We start from the raw sequence: 21,221 nt of genomic DNA, 5'->3' as shown, positions 1-21,221 counted from the left end.
ATCCGTTTGTCGTCGATACTATCGAGCAATGAGCCTCGAGCGATTCGTCCACGCGAATCTCGTTCTCGCGCCGCTTCTCGTCGCGGCCGGCTACATCTTCTGGGATTCGCTGCCGGTACTCGTGCTGCCACTCGGTGTCGGCTACCTCACGGTGGTCGCTCTCCTCTCGTTTGCCTGGTTTATGCCTCGACTGACGACGGCAGTTCGATCCGTGCTTTCGCGGCTGTTCGGGTGAGACCAGCTGGCAGGTCCGGTGCGTGAACTGGAGTCGACCCGCGGAATCCACAGAGATAAGGGCCGGGAACGGCTATCGTGGGTCGGTATGTTGCTGTCGGGGACAGTAATCGTCGACGCCGACACCGTAATCGACGACGGTGCCGTCGTCGTCGAGGACGACCGCATCGTCGCCGTCGGGGACCGAACGGACTGTATCGATCGGTATCCAGACCACGAGCGCGACGAGTACGATCTGCTCGCACCCGGAACGGTCGGCGCACACGTCCACTCGGTCCAGAGTCTCGGGCGCGGGATCGCCGACGACACCGCATTACTCGAGTGGCTGTTCGACTACGTCCTCCCGATGGAGGCCTCGCTGTCGGCCGAGGAGATGCGTGTCGCAGCCGAACTGGGCTACCTCGAGTTGATCGAAAGCGGGACGACGACCTGTATCGATCACCTGTCAGTCCATCACGCCGACGAAGCCTTCGAAGCGGCCCGCGACATGGGAATTCGCGGTCGACTCGGGAAAGTGATGATGGACAAGGACGCTCCCGACGGACTCCTCGAGGACACCGACGACGCACTCGGCGAGAGCGAGCGGCTCATCCAGCGGTATCACGGCGTCGACGACGGCCGGATTCAGTACGCGCTGACGCCGCGGTTCGCCGTCAGTTGTACGGAGGAGTGTCTCCGCGGCACCCGCGCGCTGGCCGACGAGTACGACGGCGTCCGCATCCACACGCACGCAAGCGAGAACCGCGACGAGGTCGCCACCGTCGAGGACGAAACCGGCCGGCGAAACGTCCACTGGCTCCACGAGGTCGGGCTGACGGGCGAAGACGTCGTGCTGGCCCACTGCGTCTGGACCGACGAGAGCGAGCGAGAACTACTCGCCGAAACCGGGACGAACGTCACCTACTGCCCCTCGTCGAACATGAAACTCGCCAGCGGCGTCGCACCGATTCACGACTATCTGGATCGGGGAATCAACGTTGCGCTCGGCAACGACGGCCCGCCGTGTAACAACACGCTCGATCCGTTCACCGAGATGCGACAGGCGAGTCTCCTCCAGAAGGTCGACCGACTCGAGCCCCAGGCACTGCCTGCCCGGACCGTCTTCGAGATGGCGACGGTAAACGGCGCTCGAGCGGCAGGGTTCGACGGCGTAGGAAAGCTCCGGGAGGGGTGGAAAGCCGACGTCGTCGGCCTCGAGACGGACCTCACGCGCGCAACGCCGATCCACGACGTGCTCTCGCATCTGGTCTTTGCGGCCCACGGGGACGACGTGCAGTTCACGATGGTCGACGGCGAGGTCCTGATGGCCGACGGCGACGTGCTCGTGGCCGACGCCGACGCGATCCGAGAGCGCGCCCGGGAGTGTGCTGGGGCGCTCGAGGTCGCGCCCTGACGAACCCCTCTTCGACGATCGACGTTCTCCGTCAGAGGCCGAACGTTCCGGCCAGGTCGACGCTCAGGTCGAGCGCCTGGACGATTTTGTAGCCGAGATAGATGCCGACGATACCCATCAGCCCCGGCAGTTCCGGGGGTGCAGGGATCGGAACGTCGAACAGCGCGAAGAACCCACCGGTCACGGCACCGGTGAAGAGTCCGAGCAAGACGAGTTCATAATTCATATCGACCCACGGGACGGCACGGACGAAAAGTCTCCGATTTCGGCGTCCACTACAGCGTTCCGTCTCGAGTCGTTCGTTCGACGGCGTTCCGGTTCCTTCCCACGAATTTCGACTATCGTCGACACTCAACTTTATTATTGTCGAACCTATGAACGTGTCGTATGCAACAGAGCGCGGACTCTCCGACGAAACGAAACGTATCGATACCAGACGACCTCGAGTCGCCGCGTGCGAAACTCGTCTATCACTACCTCGCAGCCCACGGGAGCTGTCCAGCCGACAGACTGTGTACGGACCTCGAACTGTCGAAAGGGACCGTGCTATCGATCACCGGCACGCTCAGAAAACGGGGTTACCTCGAGCGACGCGACGGGCGGTACGAACTCGCCTGAACAGGTAAACAACCTCGGGCGCGGTGGCCCGAGGCTTTTGTAATTCTCTCAGCCGTACGCTAGCACTCCCTGCTCGGTAAGCGAGCGGGATGAGGTTGGGCGGTTTACACGCCCCGACCCGGACAGACGCACCAACCGCACTTGCGGCTGGGTTTTGTGAGTCCGGTAATTCGTCGTGTTACCGTCGAGTTTCGCCTTCTCGCGCCACGCGATGTTCACCGATGCATTCCGGTCGGCGTGGTCTTGCACCACGTCACACCCATCATTCGTACAGCGGAACCGCCGTCCCTGTCGATACCCACGCTCGCCACAGCACGAACACGTCTTCGAGTTGTAATAGGCATCAACCGTGTCCGTGGGAATCTCTCGCCATGTTGCCTTGTACGACACGAACTTCTCGAACTTGTGGAACGGAAGTTTGTGCAGTCGGCGGTTCATGTACGTCCCGTACTTGATTTCGTCGCGGATACCTTCCATATCCTCGAACACAATAACCGGGTTCGAGAACTGTTCTGCGAACTCCACGACAGCACGGGAGAGACGATGGAGTGTCCATTCGGTGAATCGTTCTTCCTTGTCACCGAGTTTCTGGTGGATGCTCGTCTTACCGTGATCCTGACAGCGAGTGGTGATGGTGTGGTAGCGTTGGCGCTCCTGCTTAACCCGTCCGTAGTCGAGGACGAGTGTGCCCTTCGTCCGCATTGTCTCGCGGTCGAGGGCGGTGAGAGCGACGTTGCGCTCGTTGATGTCCACGCCGACCACAGTATCAGCGGTGTCGGGTTCGGGCACGTCGAACTCGCGTGTGACCGTGACGTGTAGGTAATACACGCCATCGCGGTACAGGAGTTCGGCTTGCCCCACATCCACCTCCTCCGACGTGAGGACATCTCGAAGTTCGTCCACCGCGTCCGGCTCACCGCGTAGATGGCCCGTCACCTTCTTGTAGGGTTTCGGGCTGATGCGGAACTCCACCCGGTTCGTGTCTTCGTCCACGGTGAGGCGGTAGCCTTCCGTGTGCGCCATCACGAGCGGGTACGCACCAGATTTGTCCGTACTCGGTGGTGTCGGCTTGCCTCCATCTGGATCGTCTTGGTTCTCCCACCAGTCAAGGAGTGACTGGTAGGAGTCCCACGTTTGGAGGGCTTTGCCGACGACCGCGCACTTGTTGTTTCGCAAGAAGTCGTCGCGGTCAACTTCCTGCTGTATCTCGGTGCGCGTGTGCCCTTGTTGTGTGAGGCGGATGGTTTGGTTGAAGATCTCGCGTGATGCGAGGCGGGCGTCGTGAAGCCACGACCGTTCACCAGACGCTATGTGAAGGCGCGTCTGAATCGTCTTCGTGGCTTCTTCACCCATATTTTGACAATCGTTCTAACACATCATAAATGCAGGGATTAGGGATGGAAGAGTATCGGAGTCACGCACATTCGGTTAGTTCCTGCAAGTATCACTTCGTGTGGTGTCCGAAGTCAAGCAAAGCGAAGCTTTGCGTACCTCGCGGGATCTCCGATCCCGCTCAGTATCGACACTCGGTTCTCGATGTAGTGGAGGACGACGTTCAAGAGTTGATTGGTGAGACTGCTGATCACTTCGGTCACGAGATTCTGGCGTTGAGATTGCGGACGACCACGTTCACCTGTTCGTGCAAACAGACCCGAAGTACAGCCCTGCGAACATCGCTCGGCAATTCAAGTCGTACTCTGGAAAGCATTTGCTGGAGCGGTATCCCGAGATTCGGGAGTCGTATTTCTGGGGCGGCGGATTCTGGAAGGTCGGATACTACGTTGGGACGACGGGAACAGTGTCGGAAGAAGTGGTTGAACGGTATATCGAAGAGACGGAACACGCGCCGGAGTGACACGCTTCACCCCCGCCCACGGTGTTGACGCAAATCGAAGATTTGCGAAAGCCGAAAACCGCAGGTTTTCGGAAGGGCGGGGAACTCGCGCTGCTTTTCATTTAGAGTTCGATCCGTTCGACCAGTTGTTCGTGGTTCTCGTTCGTGTTGACCGCGACGATCCGGATCTCGTCCTCGAGTCCCGAGTCCTCGAGTTTCGCTTTTAACAGGTTGTCGACCTGGTAGACGCCGGCGGCGTTTGTCATCGCGATCTCGACCATCACCGGCCGGGTTTCGCCCTCGTGCAAGGAGACACGCTTGATTGCCTGGCTCGAGAGCGTGTTGATCCCGCGGCCACCGTGTTCGTAGGGGATGCGCGAGCGACCGCTCTCCATGTCCAGCGCATCGGCGACGCGGATGACGCCCGCTTCCGTCGTCAGCGGCGTCTCCGCCGTGTGATGACAGAGGATCGCGTGCAGCACCTCGCCTTTCATCCGGACCGTCTCGGCGACGTCGTAGAATTCGGGCAGGACGCGATCGAGGATGTCGGCTGCGAGCGGAATGGAGTAGTAGACGTGTTCGTCCCGGTGGACGACGTGGCCCACGTCGTGTAAGGTCGCCGCGAGCGCGATGATCACCGACTCGTCTTCCTCGGCCAGTCCCTGCTGGCTGGCGTGGAACTCGACGCCACCCGCCTTCAGGAGGTCGTAGAGACACAGCGCGCGGTTGCGGACGATCTCGATGTGTTTCGTGCCGTGATCGTTGTACTGCATCCGGTCGACCGCGTTGACGTTCTGTGCCTCGAGGTACGTCTGGATCTCTTCGTCGTCGTCGACGAACTCGAGGACGCGGTTTAGCTTCTCGTCGGGGAACGCGTGGTCGTCGTCGGGAGAGTAGACACGTCGAGCATCGTCGTTGGCAGCAGAATCGCTCATAGGCGAATCTCGGTTGCTGTCTAAAAAAACTCTGCGGGGATACGGAAACGAGAAGCGGGCGGTTCTCAGGCTGCGTCCTCTGCAGCGTCCTCGACTTCGGCGTACTCGGGTTCGACGCCCGGATCGTCGCTAACCCACGCGTACGCGACTTCGCCGTCGGCGTCGATCACGAACACCGAGCGCTTCGCGACGCCGTAGACGCCCAGGTCGTCGAAGTCCATCGCAAGGTCGTAGTCGTCGACGATCTCCTGGTTGAGGTCGCTGATGAGACCGAACTCGAGTTCGTTCTGTGCGCGGAACTCGTTGAGCGTGAACGGCGAGTCGCGGCTGACGCCGTAGACGGTCGCGTCGACGTCATCGAAGGCCGACAGACGGTCCTGGAACGTACACATCTCCGCGGTGCAGACGCTCGTGAAGGCGCCGGGGAAGAACGCGAGGACGATCGGTGCTTCGTCCTCGAGGCGCTCGGAGAGCGTGAAAGAGTCGACGTCGCCGTTCGCGAGCGGTGCAGTGAAGTCGGGTGCAGCGTCTCCTGTGTTTACCATCGTCAGCTAGTTTCGGTCAGAAAGGAAAGACAGTTTCGTTCACGGATGAGTCAGCTATTGGGAAGAACTGCCGCATAGCTATAGTAGCCACTGCAAGTCAATCCACACCTGATCGCACAGCTGTCGTGCGATCAGTGTGTAAATAGTTGCGGTTGTTACTATACATCAATCCGGAAAAATCGTCTCGAAGAGAACAGTGTGGCCGATGGTAGGGCCCAATTCACGCTCGGAAAGGAGTATCGTGGACTCTTGTTCAACTGAGCGGTCCAAAAAGGTTATAATTGCCAGCGGGTAAGCCACGCATAGAGATGGTAGTCGAAATCGCACCGCTGTTCATCCCCGGCGTACCCGGGGGTCCGGAACTACTGATCATCCTTTTCATCGCCATCCTGCTGTTCGGGGCCAACAAGATCCCGAAGCTGGCACGGTCGACCGGCGAAGCGATGGGCGAATTCCAGAAGGGGCGTGAAAAGGTCGAAACGGAACTCGAAGAAATGCGTGAAACCGGGGAGTTCGACGAACTCGACGAGGACGACGAGGACTTCGTCGACACCGAACCGGTCACCACCGACGAAGAGGAAACCGAAACGGAAACCAACTAACGGATTTTTCTCGGGGCGTGTGGCCTAGCGGAGAGGGCAGGAGGTTCCTAACCTTCTGATCGCGGGTTCAAATCCCGTCACGCCCGCTTACCGGCGAACGCCAGTGAGCCGTGTAAGCGGCACTGACGGATTCGAACTAGACCGAGGTTCTGCGAACGTAGTGAGCAGGTTCTCGGGCGTAGTTCGAATTCCGCCACGCCCGGACAGGGGGCTACACCCCCCCTTCTTCAAATTCTCGAGCAGACTGGCCAGTCACGTCCCTCGAGTCAGTAGCTCACTCGTCCGGACGACTGGGCTCACCGAAGCGGGTCAGCGGCTCGAGTTCTTCCTCGCTGACGTCCTCGAACGCGGCGCGCGCGATGACGCGGCGGTGGACTTCGTCGGCGCCGTCGACGATGCGGAACTGGCGGACTGCCTCGTAGAAGTCAGACAGCGGGAGGTCCTTGCCGATGCCGTTCGCGCCACAACATTGGACTGCGAGGTCGATTGCGTCCTGGGTGGCGTTTGCGGTGAACACCTTGCACATCGAGACGGGGACGCGCGCTTCGTTGCCCGCTACGATCCGATCGGCGGCGTCCCGGATCGCCGTCCGAGCAACGTGGAGTCTGGTTTCGGCGTCGGCGATGCGGTGGCGAAGCGACTGTTTCTCCGAGAGCGACGAATCGAATCCCTGGCGTTCGCTCGTGTAGGCTTTCGCAATCTCGAGTGAACGCTTTGCCATTCCCGAGTAGCGCATACAGTGTGTCAAACGCGCGGGCCCGAGGCGCGCCTGCGCGTGGGAGAAGCCCTGGTTCAGTTCGCCGAGCAGGTGTTCTTCGGGAACGCGGACGTTATCGTACAGGATCTCGGCGTGGGAGATGCCGTGGCTCGAGCCGCCCATGTGGGGCACGTCGCGGACGACTTCGACGCCGTCGGCGTCGGCGGGGACAAGAAAGAGCGAACAGCCCTGGTAGGGGTGGGCATCCTCGTCGGTCCGCGCGAGGACGATCAGGACGTCGGCGTCGAGGCCCTGTGTCGTCCACCACTTGTGGCCGTTTATGACCCACTCGTCGCCGTCCTTTTCGGCGGTCGTCTGGATCATCTTCGGGTCCGAGCCGGCTCCCTGCATCGGCTCGGTCATCGAGAACCCGGACTTGATCTCGCCGGCGACCAGCGGCTCGAGATAGGTTTCCTTCTGGAGGTCGTCGCCGGCCATCTCGAGCAGGTGCATGTTCCCCTCGTCGGGGGCGTCGACGCGCATCGCGACCGGGCCGAGGATGCTCCGGCCGGCTTCCTCGAACACCGGAAGCGAGTCCCGGAAGCCAAGCCCCATCCCACCGTATTCCTCGGGGATCTGTGGCGCGTAGACGTCGTATTCGCGGGCGGCTTCCCGCAGTTCCGCGACGGTGCCACTCGAGATCGGGACGCCGCCGGCGCGTTCACGCTCCCGTGGGAGGACGACCTCTTCCATCAACGCCTGGGCACGGTCAGCGACTTCTCGTGCCCGGTCTGAGTCAGCGTACTGCATATGCCCTACGTTTCAGTTCGCGACAGGTATAGTTTCTTGCTGCCAGCTGAAAGTGAACGGGCACTACGAGTTAACATCGTGCGACCAGATGCGAGAATAAGATACAGAATTTACGTTTTCGGCCGCTCGCGGAACTATCTCTGTCGGAGAACGGCCCAAACTCGTCGTGAATTCTTTTCACACGAGATTCAGCTCGTACGATCTCGAGAATTCTTGTTGCCATTATTATATTATTGGTCAGGTATCCGATGGAAATGTCTGTAGGTTTTATCGTTGAAATGACGTAATCGTCAGGCTCAGTACCGGAACGCACGAATCCGATTTTCGTTATCAGATGTGGTAATGGTTACGTGACCTTTTTGAAGGCCGAGTTTTTGGTTGAATTCAATGGCTATTGACGAGGCCGACCGGTCGGACGCCGGGGAATTCTCCGAGGGCGAGGCGTCTGAACCTGCGTCGGAGGCGGAACGACCCCCCGAAGGCGACGCGGAGGAGCGGTCGTCGGCTCGCATTGGGGCGTACACGTGGGCGGAGTTCATGGAAGAGTACGGGTACGGCGACGAAGTCCCCACACTCTATCCCGACGACCCCCACGCCGGAGACCAGCTCGGTCTCGAGACCGACGAGGACATCGAACCGGACGTCCCCAGCGGCGACGACTGGGACGCCGTTTCGTTCGATCCGGGCTCCTTTCTCGGCTACCACCCTGACGACGTCGAAGACCACGTGTTGCCGATCGCCGGCGACAACCACGACCTGCTCGAGGCGGAGTTTCTCGAGTACGCCGATCCGGAGACGACGCCGGTCGTCAAGGACGTCTGGACGTGGGAACACTACAAGTGGGAGTACTACTACGAGGACGACGGCAGCAGACCCCGTGACGCCAGCGGCGAGATAATCCGCCACGACGAGGAGGACGCGCTCGGGTTCGATCCCGACGACACCGAGGACCGACTCGCGAAAGCCGGGAACATCGCGAGGGAACTCGAGGACGTCGTCGACGAACGGACGGTCAACGTCCAGGAAGACGTCGACGAAGACGAGTTCTTCTCGACCGCGACCGGTGCGACCACGCTCGCGAACCGGTACGACCTCGAGAAGGCGGTGCCGCTCGAGAAGAAACGCCACTTCCGCGAGATGGAGCGGTACTGGGTGAACAAACCCTACGCCTACGTCGTTATCTTCCACTCCGAGAAGGAAAACGAGAAGAAGTACTACGTGGTCGAGCCGTATCTCAACGAGATAGAGACGGAACTACAGGAGTTTCTCTCCGGAAAGCTCAAGACGACGATCAAGTACTCCGACGACGGGGTCAAAGAGCAGGCGGACGCGGACGGCCGACGGACGGTCATCGAAGACGAGGCCCGACGGCTACTGCAGCGGTACGACCTCTTCGAGGGCACCAGCAGCGGAATCGACACGACGGAACGCGGCCTCCTCGAGAAGATAAAAGGCCTGTTGAACGACGACGATGACGTCGATATCGACGCGAACCCGGACGCACTCGAGGGGATTTCGGTTCGTCCGGAACCAATCATCCTCGAGGAGGACCCGGACACGTTAAACGAGTATCAGGTCGAGAAACTCCTCTATCTGCTCAAACGGAACTTCATCGGTTACGAACGCATCGACGGTATCAAACACGACATCAACGTCGAGGACATCTCCTGTGACGGTTACAACTCGCCGGTCTTCGTCTACCACTCGGAGTACGAACAGATCATCTCGAACGTCTACCACGGCGAGGACGAACTCGACGACTTCGTCGTCAAACTCGCCCAGCGGTCGGGTAAGGGGATCAGCAAACGCCTCCCGCAGGTCGACGCGACTCTGCCCGACGGCTCACGCGCGCAGTTGACCCTCGGCAAGGAAGTCTCCGACCACGGGACCAACTACACGATCCGTCAGTTCAAGGACGTCCCCTTCACGCCGATCGACCTCATCAACTGGAATACCTTCTCGCTCGACGAGATGGCGTTCCTCTGGCTCTGCATCGAGAACCACAAGAGCCTGATCTTCGCCGGCGGGACAGCCTCGGGGAAGACAACCTCGCTGAACGCCGTCTCGCTTTTCATCCCCTCGAGTGCGAAAATCGTCTCCATCGAGGACACTCGCGAGGTCGAACTGCCACAGCGAAACTGGATTGCCTCGGTGACCCGTCCCTCGTTCTCCGACGACGAACAGGGCGACGTCGACGAGTTCGACCTGCTCGAGGCCGCGCTGCGTCAGCGTCCCGACTACATCGTCATGGGTGAGATCCGCGGCGAGGAGGGCCGGACGCTGTTCCAGGTCATGTCGACGGGCCACACCACCTACACGACCTTCCACGCCGACTCCGTCGACGAGGTGCTCAAGCGGTTCACGACGGACCCGATCAACGTCTCGAAGACGATGTTCACCGCGCTGGATCTGGTCTCGATCCAGACCCAGACCCGGGTTCAGGGACAGAAGGTTCGTCGCAACAAGTCCCTGACGGAGATCAACCACTACGAGGCCGAACACGACGAGATCAACGTCCAGGACGTCTACCAGTGGCAGGCCGAGACCGACGAGTTCCTCAAGATGGGAGACTCGAACACTCTAGAAGAGATCCAGTTCGACCGCGGCTGGAGCCGCGAGAAACTCGAGCAGGAACTGTTCAAACGCGAGGTCATCCTCGCCTATCTCATCAAGAACGGTCTAAACACCTACGCGGAGGTCGCCGCGACGGTCCAGGCCTTCATCAACGATCCCGATACGATCCTCACGCTCATCGCCAACGAGAAACTCGAGGACAGCCTCCAGGACCTCCGGGAGATGGAGAGCGTCCTCATCGACGTCGATCCGGAGAAGGAGGAACTCGTCCCCCGTCCCGATGCAACACCGGAGGTCGAAAGCACTGCGACGGACATCCTCGAGCGCGCCGAGGAGTCGCTGTTCGAACAGTATCGCGGCAAGATACCGAGCGGGCTCGCGAGCGCGCTCGGCGACGTCGACGCCGAGAAAGAAGACGTGGTGGAGGTCGGAGCCGACGACGAAGACGGAACGGACGAGGCGGCCCCGTTCGAACCGGGTGCCGACGACGGCGTCGACACGGACGACTGGGCGCCACCGGAGGACGCGCCCGGCTTCGACACCGGCGACACCGTCGAGGCCACAACAGCCGTCGACGATTCCCCGGCGTGGCTGACCGACGACAGTGGATTCGACGTCGGCGCGGCCGACGACGACGCCGCACCGACGGCCGACGCGTCAGCCGGCGGCGACGACGAACCTGGAACCGATCTCGTGGCTGCGTCCGAGACGGAGTCGACGACCGAGACGAAACCCGTCGCCGGCGGGTTCAACATGGCAGACGCGGAGTCGGAGGACGACGATCCCTTCGAGAGTGCGCCCCCGACGGAAATCGTCCAGCAGGCCTCGAACGAGTCCACGACGGATACGGAACCGGAGGCGAGAAATGACGACGACTCGCCACACCAGCCGGCCGACGAACCCGACGACGAGGACTTCGCCGGCCTGTTCGACGACATCGACGAAACACTCGACGAGATCCACGAGATGACCGATACCGGAGTGGACGACTCCTCCAACGCGACCAGTGACACCGGACAGCCGGTATTTTCCGTCGACGAGCGCGGATTCAGCTCGAGTTCCCGCACCGACTCCACGGCCGAATCCGACCGGTCGACCGACGACGCATCGCCGAACGCGGAGACGACCGCACCGGAACCGGACGAAGACGACGGTAGTGGCTCGGCCAGCGAGTCACAGCCGTTCGAGATGGGCGACGAACCGACGGCTGATGCCGCCAATGGCGACGATCCGGGCGCTGCATCCGTCGAGGATGGCTCGAGCGGCGACGGTTCTCGCTCGGAAGCCGGCGATCGGCCAGCGGAAACCAGTGGCGAGCGCGAACCACCCACGATCGACCTCGGTGGCGACGAACCGGGATCGGACGACGATCCCGACACCGATGCGTCGGACTCGAGAGAGGAGGCCACGTCGATCTTCGGCAGCGATACGGAAGACGACACGTCGTCGATCTTCCGGGAAACGCACGATACGAGGTCGGACGGCGATTCCGTGTTCGGTGATCGGCCATCCCCGCCCGACGAGTCCATCTTCGGAGCCGGCGAGGACACCGACGACGAGACAGACGAACCCGACGACGAGGATACCGACGCATGAGTCTCGAAGCCGACGACGGGACACCTGCTGGCGGCGGAACCGGCGGCTCGGACGGGCTCGGTGACGCGTTCTACCCGCTGTACGATCGGTTGTTCAGCGAGGACAGCGAGTTCGTCGCCGACCTCGAAACCAAACTCGCCCAGGCGCGGATGACCGACACCGTCGAGCTCTACCTCTCGCGGGCGCTCGGCGTCGGCTTCATCGGCGGACTGGCGCTGTGGTTTATCGGTCTCACCCTCGGTTACGGCATCTTCGCGACCGGCCTCGTTACCGTCGACGCGTTCGGGATGCCGCTACAGAACCAGACGGTCATCGAACTCATCGAGACGCTTCGCGTCCCCGCGCTCGTCTTTTTCACCGGGCTCGTGTTCGGAACGATCGGCTTCGCGATCGGATTCGGATCGCTCGCCGCGATCCCGTACTCGCGTGCCTCGGCCCGCAAACGCGAGATCAACATGCTGCTGAGCGACTCCGTCTCCTTTATGTACGCGCTGTCGGTCGGCGGCCTGAACCAGCTCGAGATCATCGAGGCGATGGCCGAAGCAGACGACACCTACGGCGAGGTCGCAAGGGAGTTCCAGAGCATCGTCAACGAGACCGAGTACTTCGACGTCGACTACCGGACTGCGATCCGGAAGCAGGCGCTCGAGACACCCAGCGACGAACTCTCGCAGTTTCTGACGGACATGCTCTCGATCGTCAACAGCGGCGGTGACATGGAAAATTTCCTCGAGGACAAGAAGGAAAAACACATGCGCACCACCAAACAGGAACAGGAGTTGACTCTCGAGACGCTCGAGCTGTTCGGCGAGATGTACATGACGCTGTCGCTGTTCCCGCTCTTGCTCATTATCATCATGGTCGTGATGCAGATGATTCCGCAGGCGGCCGTGAGCAACGAGATGCTGTATCTGACCGTCTACGCGCTGATACCCCTGACCGGGATCGGCTTTCTCGTCCTGGTATCGACGGTCAAACACGACGAACCGGGCGACGGCTACCTCTCGATGGGCAACGGAAACGCTCGAACCGAGGCGGACAACCAGGGTGGGGTCCTCGACCTCGGGCTCGTCGAGCAGTTCACGGGCGAGTACAGCGTCTTCTCCCGGATCAAAAATCGGGAAGGCACACACGAGACGGTCGAAGTCCTGCGGCGGCCACACGTCTTCTTCCGCGACCATCCCTTGCTCACACTTGCGGTCACGGTTCCAGTGTCGCTGGTCATCGTCGCGACCGCAATGATGACCGGCTCGGTCCCGACCTCCTGGAACGGCATGATAGCCAACCCGATCTGGGGGACGTTCGTCTACATCTACATCCCGCTGTACGTGATCGCGATCCCGCTTGCGATCTTCCGGGAGTGGAACGTCCGCCACCGGACTGCCGTCGTCAACCAGCTCTCCGAAGACCTCCGGAAACTCTCGAGTGCGAACGACACCGGGTTGACGCTGCTCGAGTCGCTCAAATCCGTCGCGGACACGACGAGCGGCCGGCTCGCCCGCGAGTTCGAGATGATGCACACGAAGGTCAACTACGGGACGAGCCTGAAGGAGGCGCTCATCGAGTTCAACAACAAGTACCACATCCCGCGACTCGCCCGGACGACGCGACTCATCACCGAAGCTCAGGAAGCGTCCAATCAGATCACCGACGTGCTCCGGACGGCCGCACGCGCCAGCGAGAACCACGACGACATCGAACGGGAACGCAAGTCGCGAACCCGGATGCAGGTCGTCATCATCATCATGACGTTCATGACCGTTCTCGCGGTGATCGCGATCCTCAAGACCCAGTTCATCGATACGATGGCCGGGCTCGAGGCCGGCGGAACCGCCGATACAGCCGGTTCCGGGGGCGGAGCAGGTGAACTCGCCGAGGCCGATCTCAGCGACAACGTCGACGTCGACATGCTGTCGGTGTTGTTCTTCCACGCCGTGACTCTCCAGGGGATCATCTCCGGGTTCATCTGTGGCTACATCCGGGACGCGAACATTCTGAGCGGCCTGAAATACGCAGTTGCACTGGCGACGATCGCACTCGTCGGCTGGTCGCTGGTGGCCTGACATGATCCGGAAGCACACTCGAGACGGCGAGCACGCTCGAGGGGACGAAAGGCGGTCCCGATCGGCGATTGTTCGACAGGAACGGGCGCAGACGGCCCAGGACTTCGCAGTCGGAATCGGGATTTTCATCCTCGCGATCGCGTTCGTCTTCGCGTTCCTCCCGTCGATCCTGACGCCGTACGATACCGCGACGGGTGGTGCGGAGACGGCACAGGCGGATCGAATCGCGGACCAAATCGTCGAGAACCTCTCGACCGGGGGGCCGAACGAAATAGACGACCACACGTTGCTCAACGAGTACTCGGAGTGGGACGACGCCGAGTTCGCCGAAAAGTTCGGTCTCCGAACGGTCGACGACGGCGACGTTCTCGTCGACCGAATAAACGTCGAACTCCAGTATCTGGATCGGACGCCCGTCGATGAAATGGACGACCCGATCGGTGTCGAGTACGAGGATCAGCCGGCGGCCAGTTCCGCCCGCATCGTCTCGGTCGCGGGAGACGAAATCGACGACGAGGAACCCGCCTATCGACTCGTCGTGAGGATCTGGTGACACCATGACAGTGAAACCTCCACGTTCGGACGACGACCGCGGGCAGGCCTACACCCTCGAGGGCTTCATCGGTGCGATGATCGTCCTGATGGCAGTCCTGTTCGCGTTGCAGTCGGTGGTGATCACGCCGACGACCGGCGGAGCCGCGGATCGAGCAATCCAGAGCCAGGTCCAGCAAGAAGCTCAGGACGCCCTCGTCGTGGCTTCCAGCGCCGCCGACGACGATCTCTCGTACATGCTCCGGTACTGGGACGACGACGGTGGGTTCGCGGAGACCGACCAGCGTGGCCCGGGACAGCAGGTCTACAGCGCCGATCGGTTCGCCGAGGAGTTCACCCTGGGCGAGATATTGAACGATCGATTCACCGAGGACGGCCAGAACTACAACGTCGAACTCCAGTATGCAAACGCCAGCACCGGACCGAGCGAGGACCTCGAGTGGGAGAATCAGACACTCGTCTACCAGGGAAGCCCGTCCGCTGACGCCGTTACTGCGAGTTACACCGTTACGTTGTACAACGGGCAGACCGTCACGTCCGACGAGAGTGACGACCCTATCAACGAAACGGAACCGCCGACGATTCCGTCGAAATACGACGATGACGACTCCAGCCTGTACAACGTCGTCGAAGTCCGGGTGATCGTATGGTAGATCGTCGTCGAGAGCAGACGCGAGGACAACTCATCCTCATCGGTGCGATTGCACTCGCGTTCATCATTCTGGGCGTCGTCGTCGTGTTCAACGGCGTTCTCTACACAGAGACGATCTCCTCGAGTTCGACGAGTCAAAGCGCGAGCAACGAGGAGGTGACCGGTCTCGAGATCGAGCAAAGCGTCGGCTGTCTGCTCGCGATGGAACAGAACGGAACGCTAGAAGACGACTTCGACGCCGAGATCGATCGGTTGCGCAATAGCTATCGGAACCTAACTGCTCAGTCGACGCCAGCAGTGGCGGATATCGAAGTCACAGAGACGAATCCCCCCGATTCAGTAAACGTGACGATCACGTACGATTCACACGATTTGAGTTACACCCAGACGAGAGAAATCGAACCAGGGGCAGAGAACTGCCCGGACGAATCATGATCGGATCCAGCACCGCCGACCGCGGCGTCTCGGTCGCCGTCACGCACGTCCTCACGATCGGTATCACGACGATCCTCATCGGGATGCTGTTGATGGGGGCCAGTACGATGCTCGAGTCCGAGACGGAACGCTCCGCGGAGAACTCACTCGAGACGATCGGCGAGCGACTTGCAGACGAGATATCGAACGTCGATCGGATCGCAAACGAAGAGGACGATTCGGTAACGATGACTGCCGACCACCCGAGACAGGTCGCGAATACGGGGTATACGGTCGAGTTGTTACCCGAATCCGAGTGCGCCGATGCGCCGTTGCTCGATGGCTCGACTGACTGTCTACAGTTAACTGCGGACGACCACGACGCGACCGTCTACGTGCCGCTCGTCGTCGACGCGGACGTCGAGGAGAGTTCGGCTATCGGCGGACCGATCGAAATCGTCTCCGAAGAGAACGAGATCAGCATCGAGAGTGATCGGCCATGACTCGAGCGGAGAGCGAATCGGTCGGAACCTTCGGGAAAGACGATCGGGGTGTCTCGGAGGTCGTCGCGTTCGTCCTCGTCTTCGGCATCATTCTCACGTCGGTCGCACTCCTGTCGGTGACGGGCTTCCAGGCGATGGACGACTACCAGGAGGTCGAACAGCTGGCAAACGCCGAGCGTGCGATGGACGCGCTCACGGAGAATTTCAACGACGTCCTGCGATACGACGGGATCGACCAGCGATACGGCGAACTGACGCTTCGCGAAGGAACGATGACGGCAGGCAGTTCCGGGACCGTGGTGAACGTCTCGGTCGATGGCGATCCGATCGGGGCCGATGAGCCGTTCTCCCGCAGTGCCGACAATGGGAGGTTCGACGTCGGCGAGTTCGCCTACGAGTACGAGTCGGAGACGGTCGCGTACGAGGGCGGTGGGCTCGTCAGGGCGAGCGACGGCGGGAGCGTCCTCCTTTCGGAACCACTTCTCGAGTGTCGGGCCGACAGCGAGACGGCGGTCGTGACGCTCGCCGTCGTTGACTCGACGGATCGATCCATCCGGAGCCACACCGGTCTCGGCGTGACGATGACCGAAACCGATCGCCACACACGTCTCGTGGACGTCGACGATTCCGTCGCGATTGCCGTCGACGAGACCGAATACGAGCGTGCGTGGGAGGGCGCACTCACTGCTGGTGGCTGGGAGGCCACCGAACACGGCGGTTACGACCCGGACGAGGACGTGATCGGCGTCTGTACCGACGCCGAGGAGGTCGTCGTCACTGTCGTCGAAGTCGACGTCGAGTACTGATCGGCGGCCAGAGACGCTCTCTTACTGTGCCTCGTCGCTCCAGTCACCCGTCAGCATCGCCCGGAGTCCCGCTCGAGCGGCGAGTGCTTTGGCCCGTTTTGCACGGGTCGACACGTCGCCAGCCGTCTCGAGGGAGCGGCCGTTCGAGAGTTCTCGTGGGGCGGCCATCGGGGTTCCGTCGGCACGGATCGGGTCGTCGTTCAGGACGGTCGGCGCGTCGTCGTCCGGACTCCAGGGGAGGGAAACGCCCGAGAGCCCGCGCTCGAAGAGGTATTCCGCGGTCGCGACGAGTGCCTGTTCGGAACTCGAGTGGCCGATCGCACCGATCGAGCCGCGATCGTTGAAGAATCGGACGACGTATTCGCCGTCTTCGTCGTCCTCGCTGTATTTGTCGTTTTCGTCGCCCTCACTGCCCTGGGACGTCGCGCTGGAAGGAGTCTCCGACTCACTGTCACGCGTCGCGTCAGGTGTACTACTCGCTTCCTCGAACGTGAGAGTGGTTCCCGACTGCGCCGTCCCGTTCGAAACCGTCTCGAGCAGTTCCGTGAGCAATCGATCCGTGGCCGATTCGAACTCGTCGGCGTACGCGTCCGCTCCATCGACGACACGATTCAGTTCGTCGGTAATCGCGTCGGCGAGTGTCGTCCGTTCGACGGCGAGTTGACGGGCGACGAACGACCGGTCGGCACGCTCGAATCGCTCCGCGAGGACCGGGCGCGAGTAGTAGGCGAGTGCCGATTCGTACTCGGCCAGCGCAGGGAGTCGACAGGCCAGCCGCTCGGCCTCGTCCTCTGTAGTTCCCGCGAGAAAGAGGTAGTCCAACCCGTTCGTATAGATCGCGCGATCGACACCCGTTCGAGCCATCGCCTCGCGGATCCCGTTCGCTCGAGATGCCGCAAGCGAGTCGTCAGTCGACTCGACGGCGACGAAAACGGCCGGCACGCCGTCGACCGAAAGGACGTACTCGAGACGCGTCTGCGCGACCGAGCCGTCGGTCGTACAGTCGTCCCGAACGTCCCAGCCCAGCGCCTCGAGGAGCGGTTCGACGAGCCATCGGCAGGTCTCTTCGGCGGTCACTGGCGAGGAGGCGTCGACGACTGCTCGAGAACGCGCGACAAACGAGCGGAGGTCGACGGGATCGGGTCGGGAGTCGGTCATCGGTTACCCGGTCGGTCAGCGACTTCCATCGTCGCGCTGGTAGATTCGGAGCCGTGCGTCGTGTACCGAAAACGCGGACTTGAGGGTGGGCGGAATCGTCTCCGCCTTCCCGATGACGAGGTAGCCGTTAGGACGCAACGACTCGGCGATCACCTCGAGCATGGATCGCTTGTACTCGTTGTCGATGTAGATAAAGAGGTTCCGGCAGACGACGAGATCGAACCCGGATTTCGGATCGTCGTTGATCAGGTCGTGGCGCTCGAAACTGACGAGATCCTGAATGTCGTCTTCGATCCGGTAAGTGCGGTCGTCCCGATCGACGTACCGCGTGTAGTCGTCGAGAAAGGAAAGCTGGTCGTCCATGTCGACCGTACGTGATTCCTCGTAGACGCCGTCGCGAGCCGTCTCGAGGGCTGGTTCGCTGATGTCGGTCCCCAGAACGTCGACGCGGGATTCGTCGATCCCGTCGACGTCGTGTGCGAGCATCGAAAGCGAGTACGGTTCGCGTCCGTCCGCACACGCTGCGCTCCAGACGTTGACGTTGCGGTTCTCGTCCGACAGCGTCTCCAGGACGCCAGCGATCCCCGCCCAGACGTCGGGGTTCCGGAAGAAGCCGGTGACGTTGATGCTCATCGCCTCGAGCAACGCCTCCTGTTCGTCCGGATCGTCCCGGAGGACGGACAGATACTCCTCGTAGCTGTCGCTACCGGTTCGACGCATCCGCGAGGAGACGCGGCGGTCGAGATAGCTGTCGTTGTAGTGACTCGTTGCAAACTGCAGTTCGGTTTCGACGAATGAAAGTAGTTCCTCGAAAGAATCGTCAGTCATAGTTCTCTTGTTTCGTTCTCCTCACTTTCGCCGGCCGATTTGACGACGAGCGTCCCCGACCTGGGAGTGAACTCGACGGTCCTGCCCGTCTCGCCGCCGACGTCCTCGGCAACGAGGGGAACGCCGAGTTTCTCGAGTTCGTCTTTCGCCGCGGCGACGTTTCGCTGTCCGACCCCGTCACCGAAACTATCGAACTCGAACATGTCACTCCCACCAGCGATCTTTGCTTCGACGGACGTATAACTGGCACCATTTTCGACCATCCGCCGAAGGAGCGTACGGATCGCGGTGTCCGCGTACTTTCCGGGCTTGCGATCGCTGTTTTCGTCGGCGTCTCCGTCGGGTAACATCGCGTGTGCGAGCCCGCCGATTTCCGTCTCGGGGTCGTAGAGCGCGATCGCGAGACACGAGCCGAGGCCGTAGGACTTGAGCGTATCGTCCCCCTCCGTGACCGCAAACTCGGAGATACCGACTCGAACTGGTGATGGAATACCCGGTTCTGTTCCGTACGTTTTCATGTGTTATCGACTTCCTGGAATTTTGCCGTCGTCGGTGCATCCTCGATGCGGTCGACGTCGAGGTCGTTCAGGGCGCGCTCGAGGTCGTCCTCGTTGGGAATCGCGTACACTTCACAATCAAAGTCCCGGCCGTCCGCTGTAATCACGGTATCGAACACGAACGCGAACTCCTGTCTGGAGCCGAGCTGGACGACGATGGGATCGACCGTTGCAGCGCCGATGTCGTGGATGAACTCCGGCGTCGAGTGGTCGATCGTCGTATCGAGGACGTTCGCCCAGCCGTCCAGAAAGCCACTCGCCATGATGTTCCCGAGTTCCGTGATCGCGCTCGTCTCCATTTCGTCGAACGTTTCGGCGTCGTCGTCGGTCCGGGAGTCGGTCGTCATCGGAACCATCGCGTCGACGATTTCGCGTGCCGATCGTTCGTCGAACAGGAAGATGAGGTAGCCACTCGGGACGCCGTCGAACTCGAAGGCGACGCCGACGAGCCGTTCGTCGGGAACCGACTGCGGGATCGTCTCGAGCGAGACGAAGTTCAATCGACGGATCTCGACGCTCGTCTCGATTCCCGTCAGCGTCGTCGCGGTGTTTGCGATTTCCTCGGCGCCCTGTTCGGCCATCCGATCGAACCCCTCGAGTTTGTCGTAGGGGATGCCGTCGCTCGTTCGGAGTCGATCTAACAGCGTCGACATCGAGTCGTGAGTCGGAAAGAGATAGTGGCTGAAGCTCACTTCGGTGTCGACGGCCTCGATCCGGCTCTGGAAGAGGAGTGCGAGGTCGTCCTCGTGGTCGGGATCGGGTGCCTCGTCGATGTCCTCGAAAAAGCGATCGGCGGAGTCACCGGTCACGAACTCGGGGGTCGAGACGTCGATGACGCTCTCTAAGACGTCCGCCCAGCCGTCGACGAAGCCGCTGTTCATGATGAGGCCGACCTCGGTCGTGGCGCTGCGGGTCATCTCGTCGAACTCCTCCCCGTCGGACTCGGAGACGATCGTTTCGACGATCCGGAGTGCGTCTTCGCGATCGAAGACGATGACCGAGTGTCCCTCGATCGCACCGTCGAGTTCGACCCGAACGCCGACCTTCGTGGTCGAGTCGTCGAACTCCCGGGCGATTTCGCCCCCGCGCATGAAGTTGAGTTTGGTTACGCCGACCTGGGTCTCGACGTCCGTCATGTGTGTCAACCGCCCCGCGGCGAGGCCGGCACCCTCTCTCGCCATCCGGTAGAACGTGCCGAGTGCGTTGACGTCGAGTTTCATGTCGTCTGGACGTCGATGGCGTTGACCAGTTCGACGAACGCCTCGATGTCGGGGAACGCGTAAATTTCGGCTTCGATCTGGTAACTCGGGACCGTCAGGTCCGAGTCGAAAAACAACGCGAGGTCCTCGCCGTCGAGACTGGCCGTCCGGGTGACGACCTCGCCGGCGGGCGCATAAACCAGCTGTGGTGCGGCGATGTCGATGACGCGGCCGAGGACGTCCGCCCAGCCGTCGATGAAGCCGTTTGCCATCATTGTCCCCATCTCCTCGACAGCGCTTCTGGCCATCTTGCCGGAGACGTCCGAGAGGTCGTCGACGACGTCGTCGAGCATGATCGCCGTAATCTTCTTCGCGCTCTCCTCGGGGAACAGGATGAGGATGTGACCGTGTGGCGGATCCTGCAGTCGGACGCGGACGCCGACGCGTTTCTCGGCGTCTAGCTGTCGCTCGAGGTCGGCGACGTCGATGAAGTTCGTCTTGGTCACCTCCATCCGGGCGTCCTGCCCGGTCAGTTTGCTCATGTTGTCGGCGACGCCGTTCGTCCCGACTTTCGCCATTTCGTTTACGAAACTCAGCTTTCGGATGTCGACTTTCATCGTCATGTATTGTAGGATCTATCAGTTCTGGTCG

General features: G+C 61.4%; 21 protein-coding genes, 1 tRNA gene and 1 pseudogene. 13 read left to right on the top strand and 10 right to left on the bottom strand.

The genetic code is table 11. The features are described 5' to 3' along the window. Window positions 1–28: 28 nt before the first annotated feature. Window positions 29–235: a hypothetical protein gene (locus BLR35_RS04655; protein WP_090378055.1), complete on the top strand. Its 207-nt coding sequence runs from the start codon at window positions 29–31 to the stop codon at window positions 233–235. An 87-nt stretch (window positions 236–322) separates the two neighbouring features. Further along, complete coding sequence (locus BLR35_RS04650; RefSeq protein WP_090378051.1) at window positions 323–1,627, top strand: 5'-deoxyadenosine deaminase; 1,305 nt, start codon at window positions 323–325, stop codon at window positions 1,625–1,627. A gap of 31 nt (window positions 1,628–1,658) precedes the next feature. Here BLR35_RS04650 and BLR35_RS04645 read toward each other — a convergent pair whose 3' ends face one another. Next, window positions 1,659–1,853, bottom strand: coding sequence for a XapX domain-containing protein (locus tag BLR35_RS04645; RefSeq protein ID WP_090379672.1), 195 nt, complete (start codon window positions 1,851–1,853; stop codon window positions 1,659–1,661). A gap of 161 nt (window positions 1,854–2,014) precedes the next feature. On the opposite strand from BLR35_RS04645, the gene BLR35_RS04640 reads away from it, so the two are divergent. Continuing rightward, on the top strand, window positions 2,015–2,245 hold the full coding sequence (locus BLR35_RS04640; protein WP_090378048.1) for a helix-turn-helix domain-containing protein: 231 nt from the start codon (window positions 2,015–2,017) through the stop codon (window positions 2,243–2,245). A 48-nt stretch (window positions 2,246–2,293) separates the two neighbouring features. Here BLR35_RS04640 and BLR35_RS04635 read toward each other — a convergent pair whose 3' ends face one another. Continuing rightward, complete coding sequence (locus BLR35_RS04635; RefSeq protein WP_090378045.1) at window positions 2,294–3,598, bottom strand: RNA-guided endonuclease TnpB family protein; 1,305 nt, start codon at window positions 3,596–3,598, stop codon at window positions 2,294–2,296. Between the two features lie 44 nt (window positions 3,599–3,642). Here BLR35_RS04635 and tnpA point away from each other — a divergent pair. Then, window positions 3,643–4,100, top strand: a pseudogene (gene tnpA / locus BLR35_RS04630) (IS200/IS605 family transposase). 101 nt (window positions 4,101–4,201) lie between these two features. Here the strand turns inward: tnpA and BLR35_RS04625 are convergent. Further along, window positions 4,202–5,014: an HD domain-containing protein gene (locus BLR35_RS04625; protein ID WP_090378043.1), complete on the bottom strand. Its 813-nt coding sequence runs from the start codon at window positions 5,012–5,014 to the stop codon at window positions 4,202–4,204. A 65-nt stretch (window positions 5,015–5,079) separates the two neighbouring features. After that, window positions 5,080–5,559 (bottom strand): redoxin domain-containing protein, encoded by a 480-nt coding sequence (locus tag BLR35_RS04620; RefSeq protein ID WP_090378041.1) that lies wholly within the window; start codon window positions 5,557–5,559, stop codon window positions 5,080–5,082. A gap of 308 nt (window positions 5,560–5,867) precedes the next feature. On the opposite strand from BLR35_RS04620, the gene tatA reads away from it, so the two are divergent. Further along, complete coding sequence (gene tatA / locus BLR35_RS04615; RefSeq protein WP_090378039.1) at window positions 5,868–6,161, top strand: twin-arginine translocase TatA/TatE family subunit; 294 nt, start codon at window positions 5,868–5,870, stop codon at window positions 6,159–6,161. Between the two features lie 13 nt (window positions 6,162–6,174). Continuing rightward, window positions 6,175–6,247, top strand: a tRNA-Arg gene (locus BLR35_RS04610). A 188-nt stretch (window positions 6,248–6,435) separates the two neighbouring features. Here the strand turns inward: BLR35_RS04610 and BLR35_RS04605 are convergent. Continuing rightward, window positions 6,436–7,668, bottom strand: coding sequence for an acyl-CoA dehydrogenase family protein (locus BLR35_RS04605; RefSeq protein WP_090378036.1), 1,233 nt, complete (start codon window positions 7,666–7,668; stop codon window positions 6,436–6,438). A gap of 387 nt (window positions 7,669–8,055) precedes the next feature. Here BLR35_RS04605 and BLR35_RS04600 point away from each other — a divergent pair, with 387 nt between their 5' ends. The 7 genes from BLR35_RS04600 to BLR35_RS04570 are packed head-to-tail and all read left to right on the top strand — an operon-like array spanning window position 8,056 to window position 16,828. Next, on the top strand, window positions 8,056–11,838 hold the full coding sequence (locus BLR35_RS04600; RefSeq protein WP_090378033.1) for a type II/IV secretion system ATPase subunit: 3,783 nt from the start codon (window positions 8,056–8,058) through the stop codon (window positions 11,836–11,838). Beyond that, complete coding sequence (locus BLR35_RS04595; RefSeq protein ID WP_090378030.1) at window positions 11,835–13,901, top strand: type II secretion system F family protein; 2,067 nt, start codon at window positions 11,835–11,837, stop codon at window positions 13,899–13,901. The genes BLR35_RS04600 and BLR35_RS04595 overlap by 4 nt, the downstream gene beginning before the upstream one ends. Window position 13,902: 1 nt before the next feature. Beyond that, window positions 13,903–14,454, top strand: coding sequence for a DUF7287 family protein (locus tag BLR35_RS04590; RefSeq protein ID WP_090378027.1), 552 nt, complete (start codon window positions 13,903–13,905; stop codon window positions 14,452–14,454). Between the two features lie 4 nt (window positions 14,455–14,458). Beyond that, window positions 14,459–15,106, top strand: a complete 648-nt coding sequence (locus tag BLR35_RS04585) for a DUF7288 family protein (protein ID WP_090378024.1) — start codon at window positions 14,459–14,461, stop codon at window positions 15,104–15,106. Further along, a complete protein-coding gene (locus tag BLR35_RS04580; protein WP_090378021.1) occupies window positions 15,100–15,540 on the top strand; it encodes a hypothetical protein in 441 nt (146 codons plus the stop codon). The genes BLR35_RS04585 and BLR35_RS04580 overlap by 7 nt, the downstream gene beginning before the upstream one ends. Beyond that, a complete protein-coding gene (locus BLR35_RS04575) occupies window positions 15,537–16,022 on the top strand; it encodes a DUF7266 family protein (RefSeq protein WP_090378018.1) in 486 nt (161 codons plus the stop codon). The genes BLR35_RS04580 and BLR35_RS04575 overlap by 4 nt, the downstream gene beginning before the upstream one ends. Beyond that, entirely contained in the window at window positions 16,019–16,828 is an 810-nt protein-coding gene (locus tag BLR35_RS04570; RefSeq protein WP_090378015.1) for a DUF7289 family protein, read from the top strand. Before BLR35_RS04575 ends, BLR35_RS04570 begins: the two co-directional genes overlap by 4 nt. A gap of 21 nt (window positions 16,829–16,849) precedes the next feature. On the opposite strand, the gene BLR35_RS04565 is transcribed toward BLR35_RS04570, so the two are convergent. The 5 genes from BLR35_RS04565 to BLR35_RS04545 are packed head-to-tail and all read right to left on the bottom strand — an operon-like array spanning window position 16,850 to window position 21,193. Next, window positions 16,850–17,986 (bottom strand): hypothetical protein, encoded by a 1,137-nt coding sequence (locus BLR35_RS04565; RefSeq protein ID WP_090378012.1) that lies wholly within the window; start codon window positions 17,984–17,986, stop codon window positions 16,850–16,852. 15 nt (window positions 17,987–18,001) lie between these two features. Further along, window positions 18,002–18,814: a CheR family methyltransferase gene (locus tag BLR35_RS04560; protein WP_090378008.1), complete on the bottom strand. Its 813-nt coding sequence runs from the start codon at window positions 18,812–18,814 to the stop codon at window positions 18,002–18,004. After that, on the bottom strand, window positions 18,811–19,332 hold the full coding sequence (locus BLR35_RS04555) for a chemotaxis protein CheD (protein ID WP_090378006.1): 522 nt from the start codon (window positions 19,330–19,332) through the stop codon (window positions 18,811–18,813). The genes BLR35_RS04560 and BLR35_RS04555 overlap by 4 nt, the downstream gene beginning before the upstream one ends. Further along, window positions 19,329–20,591, bottom strand: a complete 1,263-nt coding sequence (locus tag BLR35_RS04550) for a chemotaxis protein CheC (protein WP_090378003.1) — start codon at window positions 20,589–20,591, stop codon at window positions 19,329–19,331. Before BLR35_RS04550 ends, BLR35_RS04555 begins: the two co-directional genes overlap by 4 nt. Beyond that, window positions 20,588–21,193 carry a chemotaxis protein CheC gene (locus BLR35_RS04545; protein WP_090378000.1) on the bottom strand — a complete coding sequence of 202 codons (606 nt, stop codon included), beginning with the start codon at window positions 21,191–21,193 and terminating at the stop codon, window positions 20,588–20,590. The genes BLR35_RS04550 and BLR35_RS04545 overlap by 4 nt, the downstream gene beginning before the upstream one ends. Between the last annotated feature and the right edge of the window lie 28 nt (window positions 21,194–21,221).

The organism is Natronobacterium texcoconense (genome assembly GCF_900104065.1).
Classification (GTDB): domain Archaea; phylum Halobacteriota; class Halobacteria; order Halobacteriales; family Natrialbaceae; genus Natronobacterium; species Natronobacterium texcoconense.
The sequence above is the reverse complement of the archived record's forward strand: the minus strand, read 5'-3'. Positions and strand labels throughout refer to the sequence as shown.

Bases quoted from the DNA above. Each gene is read 5' to 3' on its own strand.
- BLR35_RS04575 (WP_090378018.1), top strand. From the start codon at position 15,537: ATGATCGGATCCAGCACCGCCGACCGCGGCGTCTCGGTCGCCGTCACG.
- BLR35_RS04620 (WP_090378041.1), bottom strand. From the start codon at position 5,559: ATGGTAAACACAGGAGACGCTGCACCCGACTTCACTGCACCGCTCGCG.
- BLR35_RS04625 (WP_090378043.1), bottom strand. From the start codon at position 5,014: ATGAGCGATTCTGCTGCCAACGACGATGCTCGACGTGTCTACTCTCCC.
- BLR35_RS04590 (WP_090378027.1), top strand. From the start codon at position 13,903: ATGATCCGGAAGCACACTCGAGACGGCGAGCACGCTCGAGGGGACGAA.
- BLR35_RS04565 (WP_090378012.1), bottom strand. From the start codon at position 17,986: ATGACCGACTCCCGACCCGATCCCGTCGACCTCCGCTCGTTTGTCGCG.
- BLR35_RS04560 (WP_090378008.1), bottom strand. From the start codon at position 18,814: ATGACTGACGATTCTTTCGAGGAACTACTTTCATTCGTCGAAACCGAA.
- BLR35_RS04605 (WP_090378036.1), bottom strand. From the start codon at position 7,668: ATGCAGTACGCTGACTCAGACCGGGCACGAGAAGTCGCTGACCGTGCC.
- BLR35_RS04645 (WP_090379672.1), bottom strand. From the start codon at position 1,853: ATGAATTATGAACTCGTCTTGCTCGGACTCTTCACCGGTGCCGTGACC.
- BLR35_RS04595 (WP_090378030.1), top strand. From the start codon at position 11,835: ATGAGTCTCGAAGCCGACGACGGGACACCTGCTGGCGGCGGAACCGGC.
- BLR35_RS04655 (WP_090378055.1), top strand. From the start codon at position 29: ATGAGCCTCGAGCGATTCGTCCACGCGAATCTCGTTCTCGCGCCGCTT.
- BLR35_RS04640 (WP_090378048.1), top strand. From the start codon at position 2,015: ATGCAACAGAGCGCGGACTCTCCGACGAAACGAAACGTATCGATACCA.
- BLR35_RS04550 (WP_090378003.1), bottom strand. From the start codon at position 20,591: ATGAAACTCGACGTCAACGCACTCGGCACGTTCTACCGGATGGCGAGA.
- BLR35_RS04650 (WP_090378051.1), top strand. From the start codon at position 323: ATGTTGCTGTCGGGGACAGTAATCGTCGACGCCGACACCGTAATCGAC.
- BLR35_RS04635 (WP_090378045.1), bottom strand. From the start codon at position 3,598: ATGGGTGAAGAAGCCACGAAGACGATTCAGACGCGCCTTCACATAGCG.
- BLR35_RS04570 (WP_090378015.1), top strand. From the start codon at position 16,019: ATGACTCGAGCGGAGAGCGAATCGGTCGGAACCTTCGGGAAAGACGAT.
- BLR35_RS04600 (WP_090378033.1), top strand. From the start codon at position 8,056: ATGGCTATTGACGAGGCCGACCGGTCGGACGCCGGGGAATTCTCCGAG.
- BLR35_RS04545 (WP_090378000.1), bottom strand. From the start codon at position 21,193: ATGACGATGAAAGTCGACATCCGAAAGCTGAGTTTCGTAAACGAAATG.
- tatA (WP_090378039.1), top strand. From the start codon at position 5,868: ATGGTAGTCGAAATCGCACCGCTGTTCATCCCCGGCGTACCCGGGGGT.
- BLR35_RS04555 (WP_090378006.1), bottom strand. From the start codon at position 19,332: ATGAAAACGTACGGAACAGAACCGGGTATTCCATCACCAGTTCGAGTC.
- BLR35_RS04585 (WP_090378024.1), top strand. From the start codon at position 14,459: ATGACAGTGAAACCTCCACGTTCGGACGACGACCGCGGGCAGGCCTAC.
- BLR35_RS04580 (WP_090378021.1), top strand. From the start codon at position 15,100: ATGGTAGATCGTCGTCGAGAGCAGACGCGAGGACAACTCATCCTCATC.